Below are 18,329 nucleotides of genomic sequence, written 5' to 3'. Positions count from 1 at the left end.
AGTTTTAAACTGTGAATAATCGCTGGTACAAGTTCTTTAAGTACATCCTCATTGGCCCTTGGCTGCGAATCTATAATCGCCCGTACTACATCGGTGGTGAGAAGATTCCTCAGGAAGGTCCAGCGCTGATGGCGTCGAACCACCTTGCTGTGATGGATCACTTTTTCTTCCCACTGGTCTGCCGTCGTCAGTTGACGTTCCTGGCGAAGGCGGAGTACTTCACTACGCCCGGCTTTGTCGGCGGTATCCAGAAGTTCTTCTTCTCCTCGGTGGGGCAGGTGCCGATTGATCGTACCTCTGGTGATGCAGCTCGCGATGCGCTGAACGCCGGCTTGAAGGTGCTGTCACGCGGTGACCTGCTGGGCATTTCCCTGGAGGGCACCCGTAGTCCCGATGGTCGACTGTACCGCGGTAAAACCGGTGCGGCACGTGTAGCGCTGGAGGCCGGTGTGCCGGTGTTCCCAATGGCAATGATTGATACGGAAAAGGCCAACCCGATTGGTTCGTGGATTCCTCGTCCGGTGAAGGTCGGCACGATTATCGGCGATCCGATTGATCCGTCGGAGTACAAAGCCAAGTACAGCGATGAGTATGAAGCGGCCAGGGCACTGACGGATGACCTGATTAAGGAAATTCAGAAGCTTTCTGGTCAGGAATATGTCGATGCTTATGCGACTGATGTGAAGAAGTCCTTGGAGGCCGGCAACGGTTATCCAGCGGGAACCGAGCCGGGGGGAGAGCTGACCACTCCGGCTCCGGGGCCGAAGCCGACCCCTCGTCGCTGGTTCCGACGCGCTCGCTAGAATAATAAGGCGCAGATAGTTTTCGCGACAGTGGGGCTGCACACTTCCTAGGGCGATTCGGTGCATGGGGAAGATTTGCTCGGTAGGGCTCCACGGTCTTTTGGTCGCGAGGTAGCCGACGCGAGGCCGAGGCTGGAGAGGATTCCACACCGTGCGTTATTTTTATGACACCGAGTTTATTGAAGACGGCAAGACTATTGATCTTGTCTCCATCGGTGTCGTAGCTGAGGACGGCCGCGAGTACTACGCGGTGTCTACCGAGTTCAATGAGAGCAAGGCCGGGCCGTGGGTGCGGGCCAATGTGCTCAATCAGCTGCCCAACCCCTCATCTCCGCTGTGGAAGAACCGGGACACGATCCGCGAGGAACTGCTGGCATTTTTCACCGAACCCGGTACGGGCAGCCCAGAGCTGTGGGCCTGGGTAGGCGCCTACGACCACATTGCGTTGGTGCAGCTTTGGGGCGATATGACCAAGCTGCCGCAGTTCATGCCACGCTATACCCGCGAACTCAAGCAGTACTGGGAGATGGCGGGCAAGCCACGATTGCCAAAACAGACTGCAGGTAAGCACGACGCGTTGGCAGATGCCCAGCATAATCTGCTGAAGTTTCAAAAGATTGCACAGAAGTTGCCGCTTGATTAAGCAGCGGAACTCTCACATTTGGTGACCTGACTAACACCCTTCTGGCAGGGGCACTACAATGAACTTCTGTGAGTTGGACTATTGATCTCCCTGTAGATGACCTGCCCGATCTGCCACCGCTTCCCGGAGACATGGCTGAGCGCTTTGCTGATGTCGTATCCCGCCAAGCCCTACAGCAGCCAAGCTGGGATGCCCGCGCCGCTGCAAACGTGCGTCGCATTCTCGAATCGGTGCCGCCAATTGTGGTCGCGCCTGAGGTTCGTAAGCTTCGTCAGGAGCTTGCCGACGTCGCTAATGGTAAGGCCTTCCTCCTACAGGGCGGTGATTGTGCGGAAACCTTTGAATCCAATACCGAACCGCACATTCGCGCCAATGTGAAGACCTTGCTGCAGATGGCCGTTGTGCTGACCTACGGCGCATCCACCCCGGTCGTAAAGATGGCTCGTATCGCTGGTCAGTACGCCAAGCCGCGCTCGAAGGACATCGACGGCGACGGTTTGCTTAGCTACCGCGGCGACATGGTCAACGGCGTTGAGCCGACCGAAGAAGCTCGAGTTCACGACCCAGCTCGAATGGTGCGTGCTTACGCCAATGCCTCCGCGGCAATGAATCTGGTACGTGCACTGACCGGCTCGGGCACTGCTGACCTGCACCGTCTGCACGAGTGGAACCGTGAGTTCGTCGGCAACTCGCCGGCTGGCGCCCGCTACGAGGACCTGGCACGCGAGATTGATCACGCACTGCAGTTCATGGCTGCCTGTGGTGTTGCGGATTCCAACCTGCAGACCGCGCAGATTTACTGCTCGCATGAGGCGCTGGTCGTTGACTACGAGCGCGCTATGCTGCGCCTGTCCGAAAACGATGGCAACCAGGAGCTGTTCAATCTCTCGGCGCACCAGCTGTGGATTGGTGAGCGCACCCGTGGCATTGAGGACTTCCACATCAACCTGGCTGCAATGATTGGCAACCCCGTCGGTGTGAAGATTGGCCCGACCACCACGCCGGAGGAAGCCGTCGCTTACGCCGACAAGCTCGACCCGTTCTTCCAGCCTGGTCGCCTGACCCTGACTTCGCGTCTGGGCAATGACAAAGTTCGCTCCGTGCTGCCTCCCATCGTTGAGGCTGTGGAAGCTTCTGGTCACAAGGTCATTTGGCAGTGCGATCCGATGCACGGCAACACTTACTCGGCCTCCAATGGTTACAAGACCCGCCACTTCGACCGTATTGTCGACGAGGTTCAGGGCTTCTTCGAGGTGCACCGCTCAATCGGTTCGCACCCGGGCGGTATCCACGTGGAGCTGACCGGCGAAGATGTCACTGAGTGCCTCGGTGGTGCGCAGGACATTTCCGATGTCGACCTGCCAGGCCGTTACGCATCCGCCTGTGACCCGCGTTTGAACACTCAGCAGTCGCTGGAGCTGGCCTTCCTGGTTGCCGAGATGCTGCGCAACTAGTTGCATCCAGCTCAGCTAGATAAAACTAGCCCAGCTAGTGCAGCGCCGCACTCATTAGCGCGCCGTACTTTTTTACAGAGTGCTGACCGAAATGCTGTCACCCGCCGTGGCCTTGGCGCCCGGTCGGGGTGACTGCAATACGATGCGATCGTCCTCGTTCGCAGAGCCGTCAATGTCGAGCTGAAGATGCTGTTTCTCCGCTTCACGACGTGCCTGCGCAACAGTTTTACCCAGCAACTGCGGAACCTTCACTGCTCTGGATACGGTCAGCGTGACAGTCGCATCATTGGGGTTAACCAGACGACCTGCACTCGGTGAGACTGCGTCGACACGGCCGTAGTCGCGCGAGGAGGAGGACGCGTCCTTTACTTCGCTTACCTCAAGGCCTTCGCGCTGCAGAATTTGGCGAGCAGTATCCTCCGACTTGCCCACTACATTGGGCACTTCGATGCCGTTGTTAATGGTCAACGTCACAGAACTACCGCGTTCGAGGCCAGTGCCTTCCTCAGGGGACACGGAAAGAACCTCTTCCGGCTCAGCAGAGGAGGAGAACTCCGCCGATACTTCTCGGACTTCCAGACCGGCCTTCCTCAACAGCTCACGAGCTTCATCCTCTTGAAGCCCCACGATCTTTGGCACCTTCACCGGTGCTGGCCCCTTGGAGTAATGCACGGTCACAACTGAGCCAACTTCGACGGTCTGGCCTGGAGCAGGAACCGCAAAGACTAAGCCGCCGTTGGAGACATCATCGGAAAAGACGGGGTCTCCGACCTCTTCTTTCAACGTCCGCTTAGCTAGGGCAGCGCTGAACACTTCCTTTGAATGGTTTGCGGGATATGCGGGCACAGTCGGGCGGCCGAGGCTGACCAGTACGCGAACATCATCACCGCGGACAACCCGCGCTCCAGCCAGGGGGTCCGAGCCAATAATCTGCGACACTGCGACATCGTTGTCGTAGCGCTCATCAACCACCGGTTCAAAGCCCGCCTCACTGATTGCGGTCATCGCCTGTGGTTGCGATAGCCCAGTGATAGAGGGCACTTCGCCGTAACGGCCAGAGCCCAGCCACCATGCGCCAAGCCCCATGCCCAATGTGGCAACCAGGGCGATAATCAGCCACAATGCACATCCGCGGCGAGTCCGCTGTCGGGTAGCTCGACGGCTCTTCGGCGTCTGAGTCTGAGCAGATCGCGGCTGCGGATGCTGCGGGCCCTGAGTGTCCGGCGGCAGCGGATATTCCGGAGCATTCGGGTCGTCGAAATCATCGAAAATATTCGGGGGTCCCGGTGGTCGGGAAGAAACGGGGCTGCCGGGTGCGTCCGTCGAGAAGCCATAGCCGTCGTGACCGAAGCGCTCGGGTGCCGTCTCTGCGGTGCCGTGTCTGTCATCGAAATGGTCGTTGCCCGGTCGGCGGAAGTCCTCTGTGAGCCCCTCCATGGCGGCAGCGTTGGCGGCTGCTGAATTTACAGGAGATGGCACGCGGAATGGTGGCAGCGCGAGTTTGTCCGCTATGTCTTCGAGTGCGTCACCGAATTCCTCGGCAGTCTCAAACCGATCCTCCGGCCTGCGGGAACAAGCGCGGGCGACCAACTCGTCGAACTCCTCGGGAACGCCGTCGATGAGCTCCGAGGGTGGCGGGACATCTGCGTTCAATCGCTTCATGGCAACGCCCAGCGAAGAATCGGCGATGAATGGAGTGGTGCCGGTAAGCAGCTCAAAGAGCAGAATACCCGCCGCATATACATCGGAGGCAGGGGAGATGGATTCACCCGTGACCTGCTCCGGAGCTAGATAAGCGACGGTGCCGACGATGACCGAGTTAGAGGTCACCTTGGCATCAGCCGCCGCGCGCACTAGACCGAAGTCCGCCAGCTTCACTCGCCCGTCCGAAGCAATCAGCACATTTTCCGGCTTGATATCTCGGTGCACCATGCCGCGGGAATGCGCTACAGATAGGGCACGCAGAACCGATCGCATCACGACGGTAGCCGCATGCGGAGGCATCGGACCGCGCTGACGGAGCAGCTCACGGAGGGTCCCACCGTCGACGAATTCCATGATGAGGAACACATGCCCCGCCGGATCCGTGCCCTGGTCGTAGACGTTGACGAGCGACTCGTCATTGAGATGCGCGACCGCGCGGGCCTCACGTTCGAAGCGGATGCGGAAAGACTCGTCGTCGACAAAACGCGGATCCATGACCTTTGCGGCCACCCTGCGATCGAGCCGCAAATCGGTGGCGCAGTACACGGTGCTCATGCCACCGTGGGCGATGGTGGCTCCGATACGGTAGCGACCATCGAGAATCTGCCCCTCGACAAGCTGCGACATAAACCAGCCTTCCCTGTTCCAATCAGTTGCTTCTAATAAGTATATGGGGACGTACCTACTGCAAGGCCAACGCGCTAAAGTGACCAGTGTGAGAAAGATTCCAACTTGCCACGATGTCCTGAGCGCCGACGAACCCACTCTCGCGCTGCCCGATGCCGCTGACCTCATTGGCGTCACCGTCACCCGAATTCACGCGTTGCTGCAGGAGGGGCGCCTTATTGCAGTCCACCGCGACGGCATTGCACAAATTCCTGCCCGCTTCTTTGAAAATGACGAGGTCGCGCGTTTTGTACCTGGCGCACTCGCATTGCTTGCCGACGGCGGCTATACGCGAGAAGAAACGCTGGAGTGGCTATTCACCGAAGATGAATCCCTGCCTGGGCGTCCGGTGGACGCCCTGCACGGTCACCTCGCACGCGAAGTAATGCGCCGCGCACAGGCTATGGCGTTGTAAACCCGGACGGCGTCCTAGGCCTTCCGTCCTACGCCCTCGATAGCTCCTGTCGTAATCGCCCGGCCACTGCTGTGAAAAGCAGCGGGAGGGCGATTTTTGCTTTTCGAGCGCGCCCGACGTGAGCGCGCTGCGCAAAGACGTTGTAGTTCAAGTGCTCAATTTCGCCGAGAATATCAGAGTAGAGAATTTCCGCGGCACGGATAGCTTGACGCCCTGGCACCTCCAACATGTCCACGCCGCTGCTGGCTTCGGCATAGAGTGCGCGGTTGCGAGCGATGAAGTAGGCCAATGCCTGACGTACCGCCGGGGTCGTCTGTCCCGTGGTGGCACAGTAGCCGATCTCTTCGGTCCCCACTCCGAAGGCCTCCCACTCATTCAGTGGTAGGTAAATACGGCCACGGCGAAAATCCTCGGCGATGTCGCGGAGGAAATTTGTCACTTGAAAGGCTTTTCCAAGGAGCTCTGCGTAGGGGGCGGCTTCCTCACAGGAGACCCCTGCGCGGGTGCCTAGGATGGGCATCATCTCAAGGCCGATGACTGCTGCGGAGCCCCACATGTACGAGTCGAGCTGCTCCCATGTTTCAAAATGCGCAATATGGCAGGATGTGTCGGGCACGTCCATCAGCATGGAGTGAACAAAGTCTGCAGAGAGCTGTGGATCGATGTCGTAGTCGCGAAAAGTCTGTGCGGCAGCCGAGATGACGGCACGGTCGCGGTCGCGGTGGACGTCGTCAAGCGAACCGCTGGCGACAGCTGAGTGGAAAAGCTCGCTTAATCGTGTGACCGTGGCTTCGATGCGCGTGGGCGAGCGGTCGGCATCGGCGGGGCAGTCGACGTAGTCATCGACAATGCGCGCCCAGGCGTAGAGAGACCACACCGCACGCTGTTGGCGGGGTGCCAACAGTCGCGTGGCCAGGGAATACGTGCGACCGTGGGAGGCCATAATATCGCGGCAGAGCTCGTAGGACTGTGGCAGCGCGATGGTCGAGAGAGGCTGTGGGGCGGGCATGGACAACTATGCGACCTCGGTTGACCGCGGCAGGGGCGCCACCGTGGAATCCGGGTTTGCGCCGTTATCGTCGCGCCACGGGTACTTCCAGCTGAATTTTCCTGTGGTCAGCCAGCCGACGGCCAACCAGCCGAGAACGGTGATGATAACCATCCAGGGCACGTCGTAGAAGCGGTGATTGCCACCGCCGGCGAACGACAGCGACAGGATGAATGTGAACAACACGGTGCCTTGAATCACCCATCGTGGCGGGCGAATCGTTCCCATGGGAGTCAACAAGCTGGCGTAGTACCAGGGCAGTGCCACGGCATTAAAAACGCAGGCCACCACATAGGCGGCAATCATGCCAGCGACATTGTTACGAGGGGTGGCCCGGAAGTAGAACCAGGAAATCACGAGCCCCACCAGCATGATGACGGAGGAGACCACGCGTGTGTGGCTGACGATGACGTTGAAACCGATGTCGTCGTTGAACCACGCCATGACGCCGGAGATCACACCAGCGACCGCCGACGGTGCTGCCAGTGGGTTAATCACCTTGGTGTTGCCACTGATCTCGGAGATCCAGCCCCAGCTCGAGCCGGTCAGCCACGTCACCACTGCAAGCGTGCCGACGCAGACTGCGACCAACACGATGCCCACACCGGCAATCGCCGGAATCTTGCGCAGCATCTCATAAACCGTGGTGATGGGCTCGCGCCTGGTCAACACAATCCACACGACGAAGGGCAGCGCCAGGACAGCGGTGGCTTTCAGCGCGACGCCGATTCCGATGAGGACAGCAGCGACCAGGCCACCCCGCATGTGCTCCATGCGCAGTGCGGCGACTAGTGCCAGGCTGACCAACCCGACCATCAGTGCCTCGTTGTGCATACCCGCAATCAGGTGCAGTAGCACCAGTGGATTGAGCACACCGAGCCACTGTGCGAAAGCCGGATTTGCTCCAAGCGCCCGGGCGATTCGCGGGATCGACCAGACAATGGCGGCGAAGCCAAGCAGGCACACAATGCGGTAGAGAATCACGCCGACGGTGATATTGTCGCCGACAATCCGCGTGATGACCTCGCCAATTCCCAGATGCAGCGGGCCATACGGAGTGGTGGTATTCCGCCAATCTGCGGATACCTCCAGCAGCATCGGCCCAGGATTAGCTGCAGCTCCCTCGGTGTAGGGATCAAACCCATCGCGGACCATCGCGCCCTGCATGAGATACGAATACACATCGCGAGAGAACAGCGGTGCGGCCAGCGCGAGGGGAATTGCCCAGGCCAACAGGATTGAATTAAACCGACGCAACGTGGACTCATCGCCGCCAGCGTTCGCTGGCGCGAGAGCGTCTGCTGCGTCGCCAGAATCGGCAGAACCGGCCACGATGTCCCGGATAGTCCCCTTCGAGAACAGCAGTTCCCGCCCGATGCGCAGCCACGAGATCAACAGCAGGGCGATGCCTACCCAAATCACAATCTCACAGAAAATCTGACCGTGACCGTAGGTAATCCAGTCGAGTCCCAGAGCGTGGACAAGGCCGCCACGGTAGCGGTTCGCGCCGGAACCGTAGGAGCCCAGAGCAATGAGGATGCCACCGTAGACACCCAGCTGAGCACTCCGCGATAAATTCATGTCAACCTAAACAATCGATACATTGCTGATGCATTAATCCTAGTTGGTCAGTGACCACCGGCAGACATCCGGGAGACATTCAGGAGCTAAGGCGTTTCAAACCGCTGCGCTGCAAGTCGTCCTGAAATCATGACCGTCGGCACGCCAACCCCCGGCACCGTCGTCGATCCCGCCAGCGTCAGGTTCTTTGGCATCTTCGGAGAGAAGTTGCGGGGACGGAACGGCCCCGTCTGTCGGAACAGATGTGCCAGCCCAAACGGGGAGCCAACGCCCATGCCGCGTTCTTGCCAGTGCTGAGGGGTATCGATCCGGCCGACTCGCCACTTCGTAGAGATCCCGGTCAGTCCGCGCCGCTCCAGCTCAGCGGTTATTTTCGCAACGTAGTCCCCACTGATTCGCGACCAGATTAGATTGGCCGACTGCAAGTTGGGGCACGGCGCGAGCACACTGACGGGTTCCCACTGCACGCCGTTCGCATCTGTGACAATACGCTCCGGCGCACTCACCGCAGGCCGGGTGACCAGCAATGACGGGTCTGACATTAGCTTTCCACGGCGCGGCGACGAGATCTCTTCAAAGGTCTCATTCCACTTTTCGCCAAACGAAATCAGGTGATGCCGCTTCGGCCACGTCGCAGTCGCCGAAACCGGAATCAGTCCGTGCGCCACCACCGCCGATGGGGAAAATCGAACTGGGAACAGCCGTCGCGCTCCCGTCCGCTTTACGACGCTCCGAAGGCCTCGCCGCTTCGATGAGCTACTGGCGGCAGAGGTAGTCGCGTCGTGAAGCCAGCTCTGCACCACAGGTAAATCGGTAGTAGCGATGACGGCATCGGTGGGACGCTCGCCAGTTGCCGTGGTGATGGCGGAGACAAAGCCCGTCTCGTCGAGTTTCAGCCCAGTGACATCAACGCCGAAGTCGATGGTTCCGCCAGCTCGGCGGACGGCCTCGGCGAGCAACTCGCCGACGGCGCCTATACCCGAACCGAATGCGGGGGAGTGCGGATAGTAAACCCCCATCGAAGTATCCATGTGGGAAATGCAGCCGTAGACCGCACGGGCTTTAGCAGGAGGTACACCTGCGTAAAGCGCCTGGAAGCTGAAAACGCGAGCGAGATCATTATCTCCGAGGAAGGCACGAATTTTAGGTTCGAGGGCGCCGAAGGCACCGAGTCGGAGGAGCGTAGTGAGGTCGCGAAGCGCGCCGGGCCCGGTTAATAGGTCCGTAACGCGGTCAAAGCTGCGGGACATGAAGTTGTCGAAGCAGGCATTGAAGAGAGTTTGCAGCCACATGCGGAGTTTGCGGTAACCGGCGACGGTGGAGTCAGAGGCACCGAAGCGGGCGAGCTCATCGGCCATCATGTCTTCGTTGGAAAACACGTCGAGTCCGCCGCGAGTGGCAAATTCCGCACGGTAGGTGGGCGTGATTGGGGAGGCCGAAAAACCCGGGTCGATATCGCGCGCGTAGAGGCCGACGGCGGCGAGGGCATCGTCGACAAGCGAGGGCATGGTCCATACAGTTGCGCCAGTGTCGAAGACTGCGGTGAGCGATTGCCCGTCGATGTCGACTGGGACGGGTTCACTGGCGCAGCGTCCGCCGACGAAGCTTTTCCTCTCGACAACGGTGACATCGTAGCCATCAGCGATGGCGTAGAGTGCGGCGGTAAGTCCGGACAGGCCTGCGCCGATGATGGTCAGTCGTGGTTTGGCGCCCTTATGAGGGCGAGTGACCGCACGTCGCAGACGCGGGGAACTACTGGGAGCACGAGTGGGGGAAGCAGCAGACATGACTACGCAACACCTGGTCTAGTGCTGACGAGCGGTGGCGCGAACGCCCATAGCAATGAGGTTCTCGCGCGAGGTTGCAGGTAGGTCGGCATTCTCGATAGTGGAGAAAGCGCGGCTGGTCAGACGGTCAATTTCACGTTCGACGGCATCGGCAGCGCCGGAATCAGCGATGAGATTGCGTAGCTCATCAATATCTGCAGCAGACGAGACCGCTCCCAGGCGTTCATCGATAAAGCGGGCCTTTTCAGGTGCGGATTCTCGGTAGAGGCTCAAAGCCTGGCCGACCAGGACGGTTCGCTTGCCTTCGCGGAGGTCATCGCCGGCGGGCTTGCCCGTGACCTCGGGATCGCCGAAAACGCCCAGCTGATCGTCGCGGAGCTGGAATGCCGCACCGATGTCGCGGCCGAAGCTGCGGTAGGCCTCAACCAATTCCGCTGGGGCGCCGGCAATCGCGGCACCAATGTGGAGCGGCCGCTCGATGGTGTAGGCGGCGGTCTTGAACAGATTGATTTTCTCAGCGGTCTCGACGCGACTGTCCCGGCTGGCTTCGGCCGTGATATCGAGCAGCTGGCCGCCAAGTACTTCAGTGCGCATAGCCCGCCAGGGGACAAGTGCTCGGGTTAGTGCCTCCGAGCTGAGGCCTGAAGAGTGCATCATGTCATCAGCCCAGGTCAGGGCGACATCGCCAATGAGAATCGCGGCGGAAATACCGAAGCGGTCGGCGGCTCCATTCCAGCTATTGGCCTCGTGCTTGGCCTCGAATACCTTGTGGATAGTCGGTGCGCCACGGCGCGTATCAGCGTCATCGATGATGTCGTCATGAATGAGTGCGCAGGCTTGAATGAGTTCCAGGGCACTCACCGCGTTCATCACAGCCAGGGAATCCTCGGCTGGGGAGAAACGGCCTTCGAGGCCGCCTGCTCCCAACCACCCCTGCCAGGCGAAGGCTGGACGCACGCGCTTGCCCCCATTGAGGACGAAGGAGCGGAGCGAGTCTATGGCCTCGGTGTACACCGCATCGACCGACGCGACATCGTCGCCACGGCTCTTGAGGTAATTCTCCAGCGTTTTGGTAACAGCAGCTGGTACTTCGCGGGGCTGCATCGCGGCCAAATCCAGTTCTTCGCTCATGTGAGCCTCTCGTCGATGACGGGTAATGCTGACTCAAGAATAGGACACCGCTTAGTATGAGTGACTATGTCCTCATCAATGCCACTGTCGCCAGGCCGTCAAGTGTCAATCCGCCAGGCGCTTTCAATGCCGAGCGCGGGCAGTATTCCCTTCTCGGTCGAGTTCATGCCCCCGCGTGACGACGCGGCCGAGGAACGTCTTCTCCGAGCAGCTGAGGCTTTCCATGATCTTGGCGCCTCCTTCGCATCGGTGACCTACGGCGCCGGTGGTTCTAGCCGCGACCGCACCCTGCGAATCGCCCAGCGCGTTTCGAAGCAGCCGCTGACAACGCTTGTGCATCTGACATTGGTAGAGCACACCGTTGACGAGCTGCGGGAAATCCTGCGTTCTTACCTCATCGCGGGGCTGACAAATCTGCTTGTTCTGCGCGGTGATCCGCCGGGAGACCCGCTTGGCCCTTGGGTGGAGACCGAAGGGGGTCTGCACTACGCCAGCGAATTGATTGAGCTGATTAAGGCCGAGCCGGAGTTCGAAAAATTTGAAGTCGGCATTGCGTCGTTCCCGGAAGGACACTATCGTTCGCCGGATTTGGACCATGACACGCAGTACACGCTGGCCAAGCTGCGCGCGGGAGCTGAGTACTCGATTACGCAGATGTTCTTCGATATCGAGCACTACTTGCGCCTTCGAGACCGTCTGGTGGAAGCCGACCCAGTGCACGGCGCCAAGCCCATCATTCCGGGGCTGATGCCGATTACGTCGCTGCGCTCAGTGCGCAGGCAGGTTGAGCTCTCCGGGGCGCAGTTGCCATCCGATTTGGAGGAACGCCTGATTAAGGCAGCGGATGGTGACGAGCAGGCCAATAAGGATGAGATTCGCAAGATTGGTATCGAGTTTTCGACCAACATGGCAGAGCGTCTCATCGCCGAAGGCGTGCCGGGGCTGCACTTTATGACTATGAACTTCGCTCGCGCCTCCCAGGAGGTTTTGCACAACCTCGGAATGGCGCCCGCATGGGGCACCGGCCAAGATATGCTGCGCGGTGGTTTTTAATTGCTAAAAGTCCTGCATGTCGCGGATTCTTCGCGCCCACAGGACACCTAGCACTGAGGCCAGGACACCGGCGGCTGTGGTCACACCGGCAAATAGTAGGAATTGATTCCGCTTGGTGGATCCAGCCGGCGACGAAGCCCATACATTGTGGTTCTCGCCACTGGCGAGCTGCCATTCCACCTTGTTCGGTTCGGTCTGGCGGCCATTGGAGTCAGTAACCTGCTCCGGGAACGCGACGACGAAATCAACCTTCGCGCCGGGCAGGTGAGTCAAATCCATGTGGCCGTTCATCGAAATCTTGCCGCCACCGGTACGGTCTAGGTCGATGTCTATGCGATCGTCGGAAAGCTGTCGGAGCGTATCGGTGAGTTCAATGAAGTGCAGCTCGTTGAACGAGACTTCCATCTTTCCCGTGGAGGAGTCGATTTCTCCCTGTGAGACGCGGTCGGAGAGATCTTCCGGCACTTGCCACTGCTCAAATTGGGAACGGACTTCCTCCGTGGGCGTTACGTGAATTGTGCCCGAGACCCTGTCGTCGCCGGAAATGGTAATGCCAGCCTGTGCGTCAAAGCAGCCGCTGAGCGGCAAGATGGCGGCAATCCCTGCCATTGCTGTGGCAATGCGCAGAGGCGAAAGCCGTCGACGTGGTGTGGAAGGTTCACTCGGTGATGATGTCACGGGGAAGATCTACTCCTAGAACTGCAAAGGGACGGGAGTCCCCTGTGAAATAAAAGTTCCTTAAAACATCCTTGAAACCAAATTGGCGGTAGAGCTGCCATGCCCTATTGGCCTCATTCGGGTATTCCGGGGTTGACAACAGAACTCGCGTCTCTGGGCGGGAATCGACCAACTCGCGGAGCAGCCGTTTACCGAGTCCCCGCCCCTGAAAGCTGGGGTGTATGTGAATCTCAGACAGTTCGGCGTAGTTGCCCAAGAGCTTGACGACGTCCGGTAGCGAGCGCCCGTCCATGAGCAGTCCATCTCTTACCTGGCGATACCACCAGTGCGTGTCCAATCCTGTACGGCAGTAGCCGATGCCAACCAACCTGCAGCGCGGGTCGCGGAGAGCCTGGGCGGGGGAGAGCTCTTCGGGGTGAGCTATGGCTGCAGCAGCCATGAAACCGGGTTGAGTGGTTTGCTTCTGCCACTCATGGAGACGACCGGGCAAGATCGCGGGGTTGTACTGCATCGCGGTGATGTAGAGAGCCACTGCTTCTTGCAGGCGGAGATTGAAGTCTCCTGCTGTCATCGGAACCACGCTGTATTTCACAGTGACCAGATTAGCGACATAGACGAACTTAGTTGTGAGATTACTGCAATAACATCGAGTCGAACAGGTGTGCGAAAGTATGTCTGGCGTAGTCCGGGGTTGGGGATAGATTGCAGTCAATCCCGCTAAGGGGAAGCGGAAAATCTGTGCTCATGTGAATGCTGTGTGAAAGGAGAAGCAGGGCGGTGGCAAGGTCGAACGTGGTGGAGTTTAGGGCGATTTCGCAGTCGGGTTCGGTCGCCCCGGTCGGTGTCTCAAAGCAATCGCTGGAGCTGCTGGGGCGGGCAGAGGCTCTGCTAGTGAATGCTCGGAATGCCGGCTCTGATGAGATGCTGGAGCTTTCCTACTGTGCGGCACTGCGCTGCGCAGGCGCGCTGTTGAATCGCGACGATGCATCGGCGGCTGGGGGTTCTGGCTCGGGCTCTCGTTCGGGCTCGGCAGTTAAGCGTCGTCGTTCGGCAACACAGAGTGCCTGGTTGCGTTTAAAGAAAGAGCAGCCCGAATTTGATAGCTGGGTCACCAAATTCGAGCAGTTCACCGCGCTGCGTGAGGAAGTCCGGTTGGGTATTTCGCGTCGCATTGACTCGCGGCGGGCGCAGGAGTTGTGGGATTTAAGTTGTGCATTCTTGGGGGCTGTCCGGGCCGAGCTGGGTGTTCTGCCCGCGGCTGCGTAAGCCGGTGGGAGCGTGTTAGAGCGTTGCTTTCCTAAATAAATGGGGGATTGTTCGGATTCATGGAACAATAGAGGTGAGTCGCCCGTTGAAGGGGTAAGAATGAAGCTAACGGACGCCGCGTTAGCAGCAGGTGGCCTGTGATTAACTTTGTTGTATCGGCATTGTTAGTTGAAGGGTCGAGGCTCGCCAGTATCGCGGTGGGCAATGCTCAAGTAGGCGATGGAGGAATTGTGGGACTATCTGAGCACGAACAGCGGATGCTCGACGAAATCGAGTCTGCACTCTACGCTGAGGATCCTAAATTTAGTTCGACGATGGCCGGAAATGCGTTCAGCTTTCCGGAGGAAAACGGCGCACCCCGTGGGTTTTCGATTCAGGTTTTTGCGCTCATGCTCCTTGGTCTGCTGATGCTGATTGGCGGCGTCGCTCTTTTCTCTGTCAGCAATTGGTTCATTGCGTTGTCGGTAGCTGGCTTTGGTCTTATGTTCGGTTCCGGCGTTTGGGCTCTGACTGGCGCCGGTAAGCAGGAGAAGTCTAGTTCTGCTTCGGGGCTGAACTTTGGAAAGTCTAAGTCTGGAGCGGCAAAGAGTCGTCGAGGAGCCTCGGGTGGTCGTGGTTCCTCTGGTGATTCCACGTTGGAATCACGTTTCCGTGGCCGCTTCGAGGGGCGTTAGGGGATAGGCCTCAAAGATAAAAAGTGAGGGCAAGCCAGTGATGGCTTGCCCTCACTTTTTGTTTTTCTAGACGCGAATCGTCTCCACAAGATCTCACCCACTTTGCCCCACCGCGAGTCCCCACTTTCCCCCACTTAGCTATTGGGGTGGAGGAATTCTTATCTGCAGTCGTTGCTGGCATTCCTGAAAGTTTGGCTCCGGCGATACAAAGTTGCAGTTCAACGCGCTAAGTCTGGCGACCAGGTTGAATCTGGATAGTTTTTAGTAGGTAAGTGGTGTGTAGTGGGGTGCAGACCGCCTGTTGTTAACTGTGTGGTTGGTGTGACGTCGTTATCGGTGGGGTTGCGGGTGGGTGCCCCACTTTTTGTTCGCACTTTAATTGTCGAGGGGATTCGTTAAAAGCCCATGTCAAATGGGTTAAATCAGATGTCGCGGCGGTGGGGTTGCGCTGATATTGCGGCTATTTTTCTCCTTCTTGTGTTGATAGTGGCAGATAGTGGGGTAAAGTGGGGCGTGATGTTGATTGAGGTTGGTCAACATCGCAGAAGTGAATATCCGATTTGCGCTTAAAGTTTGGCGAGATTTTGGCACGGCGGGAAAAGCACAACCCTCCGGCTCTGCTTGAGGGCAACGCCTAAATCCCTGAATTCGGTAAGCGTTTGTGCGTTGACATTGAGGTTGACACGGGGATAGGAGGCCAGTGACGCATGTTTCTGGGCACCTATACTCCGAAGCTTGATGACAAAGGGCGCCTGACGTTGCCGGCGAAGTTCCGCGAGGATCTCGCAGGTGGCCTGATGGTCACTAAAGGGCAGGATCATTCTCTGGCGGTGTATCCGAAAGAGGAGTTCGTCAAACTAGCTCAGCGGGCCACTAAGGCCTCTCGTACGAATGCCAAGGCGCGAGCTTTCATCCGAAATCTTGCGGCGAGCACCGATGAGCAGCGCCCCGATGGTTCCGGACGAATCACGTTATCGATGGATCACCGTCGGTACGCGAATCTCTCCAAGGAGTGCGTGGTTATCGGTTCTATTGACTTTCTGGAGATCTGGGACAAAGAGTCCTGGGAGGCCTACCAGGCGGAGCATGAAGCTGATTTCTCCGACGGTGAGGATGACTCGCTGTTCGGCGTTTTATAAACCGCTTGAAATAACCGAAAAGAGGGAATGTCCGCATGGACTCTGCCTGATAGCCCCTGGTGTACTTCCCCGATACCAGGTTCTGTCAGGCGGGGCCCTGTGAACATCCCCGCTTTTTGTCTTAGTGCCGATAGCAGCATTCCCGGTAGTGCTCATGAGGTGCGGTCTGGTTGCTGGCGCGGCACTCGTCGTTAAGCAAACCGGGAATACACTCAATAGATTGTCTGACCAGTGCAAACATACCCGGTGAGGAGGGGAAATGAACGGATCGGCGCCTGCGGATGATCGCAAGTCCGGCGAGTTTGGTCATGTCCCCGTTTTGCTTCATCGAGTAACTGATTTGTTGCGCCCGGGCATCGAGGCGCTGGGTGACGACGCAGTTGTTGTCGACGGCACTCTTGGTGCCGGTGGGCACACGGAATATCTGTTGGAGCAGTTCCCGAAGCTCTGCGTTGTTGGACTCGATCGCGATGACAATGCATTGCGCGGGGCAGAAGAACGTCTCGCGCGTTTCGGTGATCGCTTTGTAGGGTTCCGTGTGCGTTTCGATTCGCTCGCCGAGGTGCTCAGTGGTGAGATTCCTGCAGCCGCTGGTGGAAGTGGCGCGGAGAACATTCTTGCCCGCGCCGCTGAGAAGGGCATCGCAGGTGCGCTTTTCGATCTCGGTGTTTCCTCGATGCAGCTTGACCAGGTCAATCGTGGGTTTGCCTACCGAGTCGACGCCCCGCTGGACATGCGCATGGATGCAAGCCAGGGGATTACCGCAGCGGATGTGCTCAATACCTATTCGCACGGTGATATCGCGCGCATCCTATCGACTTACGGCGACGAGCGCTTCGCTGGCAAGATCGCCTCGGCAATCCTGCGTGAGCGGGAAAAGGAACCGTTTACCACCTCCGGCCGTCTGGTTGAGCTGCTCTATGAAACCATTCCGGCGGCATCTCGCCGTAAGGGCGGACACCCGGCCAAGCGTACGTTCCAGGCTCTTCGTATCGAGGTAAATCGTGAGCTTGAAGCTCTAGAAAATGTGCTGCCGCAGGTCTGCGATGCACTCGCAGTCGATGGGCGTGCAGTGTTCATGAGCTACCAGAGTCTGGAAGACCGCATCGTTAAGAAGAACTTTGCGGAGCGTGTGAAGTCGACAACCCCACCGGGGCTCCCGATGGAGCTTCCGGGGCATGAACCGCACTTTGCTCTCATCACGAGAGGTGCGGAGAAGGCGTCGGCAAGCGAGATCGAAGACAATCCCCGAGCCGCACCGGTGAGAGTTCGCTGTATCGAGCGAATTCGAGCCGATTGACCCACCCTTTCCAACCGCACCAAACGCACCCTTCACAATCTAAGTACTGGGAGAACTTTCGAGCATGGCAACGACAATCACGGAGCACGCCCCCACCCGGCGCACCTCCCGCGGCGCGTCTGCAACCGTCGCCGGTGCCAAGACGAAGACTCGTCAGCGCGGTCGCAGCGCCCGCACGGAAAAGGATCTTTATCAGCGTCGGCGGTTTGGGCGCACAGGTTCTCAGCAGGTCATCTCGGTGCGGGGGCGTCGCGTTACGACATCCTCGAGGGATAGCCACAAGTTTGCCGGTGCGGCTCTAATGATTTTTCTCGTTGTCGCGGGCATCGTGATGGCGATGTTCCTGTCTGGTATTTCGACATCGACATCCTTGCAGCTGGATGCTGCGCAGACCAAGGAAAAGGAGCTGCGTAACCAGCTGGAGGTGCTCGAGCGGGATGTTGCTTACATGAAGTCAACCGGCGCTATCGCGCAGCGTGCTGTGGAAGAGGGCATGGTCAATCCGGAGCAGCCTGCCGTTTTGACGACTGATCCGGAAGGCAAGGTCGTGGAAGTGCGACCGGGCGATGAGAAGCAGCAGAAGATTATCGACCTCAACAGTGAGTCGCCGAATAATCCGCATGCGCCGTCGTCGAACCCGAAGGACACCGAGAATGTTCCGGGGATGCAGGCACCGGCTATTGAGGAAGCGCACCCACGTCCGAACGGGTTGCCGGCAACTGCTCCGTATGCGCCGCAGAACCATGCACCCGCACCCGCACCCGCACCAGCACCTGCGCCGGCTCCGGCACCCGCGCCTGAGGCTGAAGCGCCAGCGCCAGCTCCGGAAGCGCCCGAAGCGCCAGCCCCGGCGCCGGAAGCACCGGAAGCGCCGGCACCCGAGCCAGCGCCAGCACCGTAGGAACTTAGAAACTAAACACGGCCAGACTGGCCAACGGTCCGATATTCTGGCGGTTCCACTGTTTCTGGTCAGGCGACTGTAGACTA

General features: G+C 59.0%; 17 protein-coding genes. 10 read left to right on the top strand and 7 right to left on the bottom strand.

Annotated elements, in window-relative coordinates; translation table 11 throughout:
• Positions 1–11 precede the first annotated feature (11 nt).
• From HMPREF2708_RS08890 to HMPREF2708_RS08880, 3 genes are all read left to right on the top strand, one after another.
• Positions 12–803 (top strand): lysophospholipid acyltransferase family protein, encoded by a 792-nt coding sequence (locus HMPREF2708_RS08890; RefSeq protein ID WP_070833965.1) that lies wholly within the window; start codon positions 12–14, stop codon positions 801–803.
• Positions 804–954: 151 nt separating this feature from the next.
• Positions 955–1,446, top strand: a complete 492-nt coding sequence (locus HMPREF2708_RS08885; protein WP_016423018.1) for a polyadenylate-specific 3'-exoribonuclease AS — start codon at positions 955–957, stop codon at positions 1,444–1,446.
• Between the two features lie 68 nt (positions 1,447–1,514).
• Complete coding sequence (locus HMPREF2708_RS08880; protein ID WP_070833964.1) at positions 1,515–2,900, top strand: class II 3-deoxy-7-phosphoheptulonate synthase; 1,386 nt, start codon at positions 1,515–1,517, stop codon at positions 2,898–2,900.
• 72 nt (positions 2,901–2,972) lie between these two features.
• On the opposite strand, the gene pknB is transcribed toward HMPREF2708_RS08880, so the two are convergent.
• Positions 2,973–5,231, bottom strand: a complete 2,259-nt coding sequence (pknB, locus tag HMPREF2708_RS08875; RefSeq protein ID WP_070833963.1) for a Stk1 family PASTA domain-containing Ser/Thr kinase — start codon at positions 5,229–5,231, stop codon at positions 2,973–2,975.
• A gap of 79 nt (positions 5,232–5,310) precedes the next feature.
• Here pknB and HMPREF2708_RS08870 point away from each other — a divergent pair, with 79 nt between their 5' ends.
• Positions 5,311–5,685, top strand: coding sequence for an Rv2175c family DNA-binding protein (locus HMPREF2708_RS08870; protein WP_070833962.1), 375 nt, complete (start codon positions 5,311–5,313; stop codon positions 5,683–5,685).
• Positions 5,686–5,713: 28 nt separating this feature from the next.
• Here HMPREF2708_RS08870 and HMPREF2708_RS08865 read toward each other — a convergent pair whose 3' ends face one another.
• The 4 genes from HMPREF2708_RS08865 to HMPREF2708_RS08850 all read right to left on the bottom strand — a co-directional run bounded on the left by HMPREF2708_RS08865 (position 5,714) and on the right by HMPREF2708_RS08850 (position 11,232).
• Positions 5,714–6,694, bottom strand: coding sequence for a phytoene/squalene synthase family protein (locus HMPREF2708_RS08865; protein WP_070834230.1), 981 nt, complete (start codon positions 6,692–6,694; stop codon positions 5,714–5,716).
• Between the two features lie 6 nt (positions 6,695–6,700).
• Entirely contained in the window at positions 6,701–8,314 is a 1,614-nt protein-coding gene (locus HMPREF2708_RS08860; protein WP_070833961.1) for an alpha-(1->6)-mannopyranosyltransferase A, read from the bottom strand.
• Between the two features lie 86 nt (positions 8,315–8,400).
• Positions 8,401–10,101 carry a phytoene desaturase family protein gene (gene crtI / locus HMPREF2708_RS08855; RefSeq protein WP_083321915.1) on the bottom strand — a complete coding sequence of 567 codons (1,701 nt, stop codon included), beginning with the start codon at positions 10,099–10,101 and terminating at the stop codon, positions 8,401–8,403.
• Positions 10,102–10,119: 18 nt separating this feature from the next.
• A complete protein-coding gene (locus HMPREF2708_RS08850; RefSeq protein ID WP_070833960.1) occupies positions 10,120–11,232 on the bottom strand; it encodes a polyprenyl synthetase family protein in 1,113 nt (370 codons plus the stop codon).
• 66 nt (positions 11,233–11,298) lie between these two features.
• On the opposite strand from HMPREF2708_RS08850, the gene metF reads away from it, so the two are divergent.
• Entirely contained in the window at positions 11,299–12,285 is a 987-nt protein-coding gene (gene metF, locus HMPREF2708_RS08845; protein ID WP_070833959.1) for a methylenetetrahydrofolate reductase [NAD(P)H], read from the top strand.
• A gap of 3 nt (positions 12,286–12,288) precedes the next feature.
• Here the strand turns inward: metF and HMPREF2708_RS08840 are convergent, their stop codons facing one another.
• Together HMPREF2708_RS08840 and HMPREF2708_RS08835 are read right to left on the bottom strand one after the other, a co-directional pair.
• On the bottom strand, positions 12,289–12,963 hold the full coding sequence (locus HMPREF2708_RS08840) for an LppM family (lipo)protein (protein ID WP_049182148.1): 675 nt from the start codon (positions 12,961–12,963) through the stop codon (positions 12,289–12,291).
• Positions 12,944–13,534, bottom strand: a complete 591-nt coding sequence (locus tag HMPREF2708_RS08835) for a GNAT family N-acetyltransferase (protein ID WP_049182147.1) — start codon at positions 13,532–13,534, stop codon at positions 12,944–12,946. The genes HMPREF2708_RS08840 and HMPREF2708_RS08835 overlap by 20 nt, the downstream gene beginning before the upstream one ends.
• Before the next feature lie 206 nt (positions 13,535–13,740).
• Here HMPREF2708_RS08835 and HMPREF2708_RS08830 point away from each other — a divergent pair, with 206 nt between their 5' ends.
• The 5 genes from HMPREF2708_RS08830 (at position 13,741) to HMPREF2708_RS08810 (ending at position 18,243) form a co-directional block, all read left to right on the top strand.
• Entirely contained in the window at positions 13,741–14,229 is a 489-nt protein-coding gene (locus HMPREF2708_RS08830; protein WP_070833958.1) for an SAV_6107 family HEPN domain-containing protein, read from the top strand.
• Positions 14,230–14,459: 230 nt separating this feature from the next.
• Positions 14,460–14,903, top strand: a complete 444-nt coding sequence (locus HMPREF2708_RS08825; protein WP_070834228.1) for a DUF3040 domain-containing protein — start codon at positions 14,460–14,462, stop codon at positions 14,901–14,903.
• Between the two features lie 707 nt (positions 14,904–15,610).
• The gene (gene mraZ / locus HMPREF2708_RS08820; protein WP_070833957.1) at positions 15,611–16,042 is read left to right on the top strand and encodes a division/cell wall cluster transcriptional repressor MraZ; all 432 of its coding nucleotides are present in this window, start codon (positions 15,611–15,613) and stop codon (positions 16,040–16,042) included.
• Between the two features lie 259 nt (positions 16,043–16,301).
• Positions 16,302–17,342, top strand: a complete 1,041-nt coding sequence (gene rsmH, locus HMPREF2708_RS08815) for a 16S rRNA (cytosine(1402)-N(4))-methyltransferase RsmH (RefSeq protein WP_070833956.1) — start codon at positions 16,302–16,304, stop codon at positions 17,340–17,342.
• Between the two features lie 64 nt (positions 17,343–17,406).
• Complete coding sequence (locus HMPREF2708_RS08810; protein ID WP_070833955.1) at positions 17,407–18,243, top strand: cell division protein FtsL; 837 nt, start codon at positions 17,407–17,409, stop codon at positions 18,241–18,243.
• Positions 18,244–18,329 lie beyond the last annotated feature (86 nt).

Origin of the sequence: Corynebacterium sp. HMSC073H12 (assembly GCF_001837775.1) — a bacterium.
GTDB classification, from domain to species: Bacteria; Actinomycetota; Actinomycetes; order Mycobacteriales; family Mycobacteriaceae; genus Corynebacterium; species Corynebacterium amycolatum.
The sequence above is the reverse complement of the archived record's forward strand: the minus strand, read 5'-3'. Positions and strand labels throughout refer to the sequence as shown.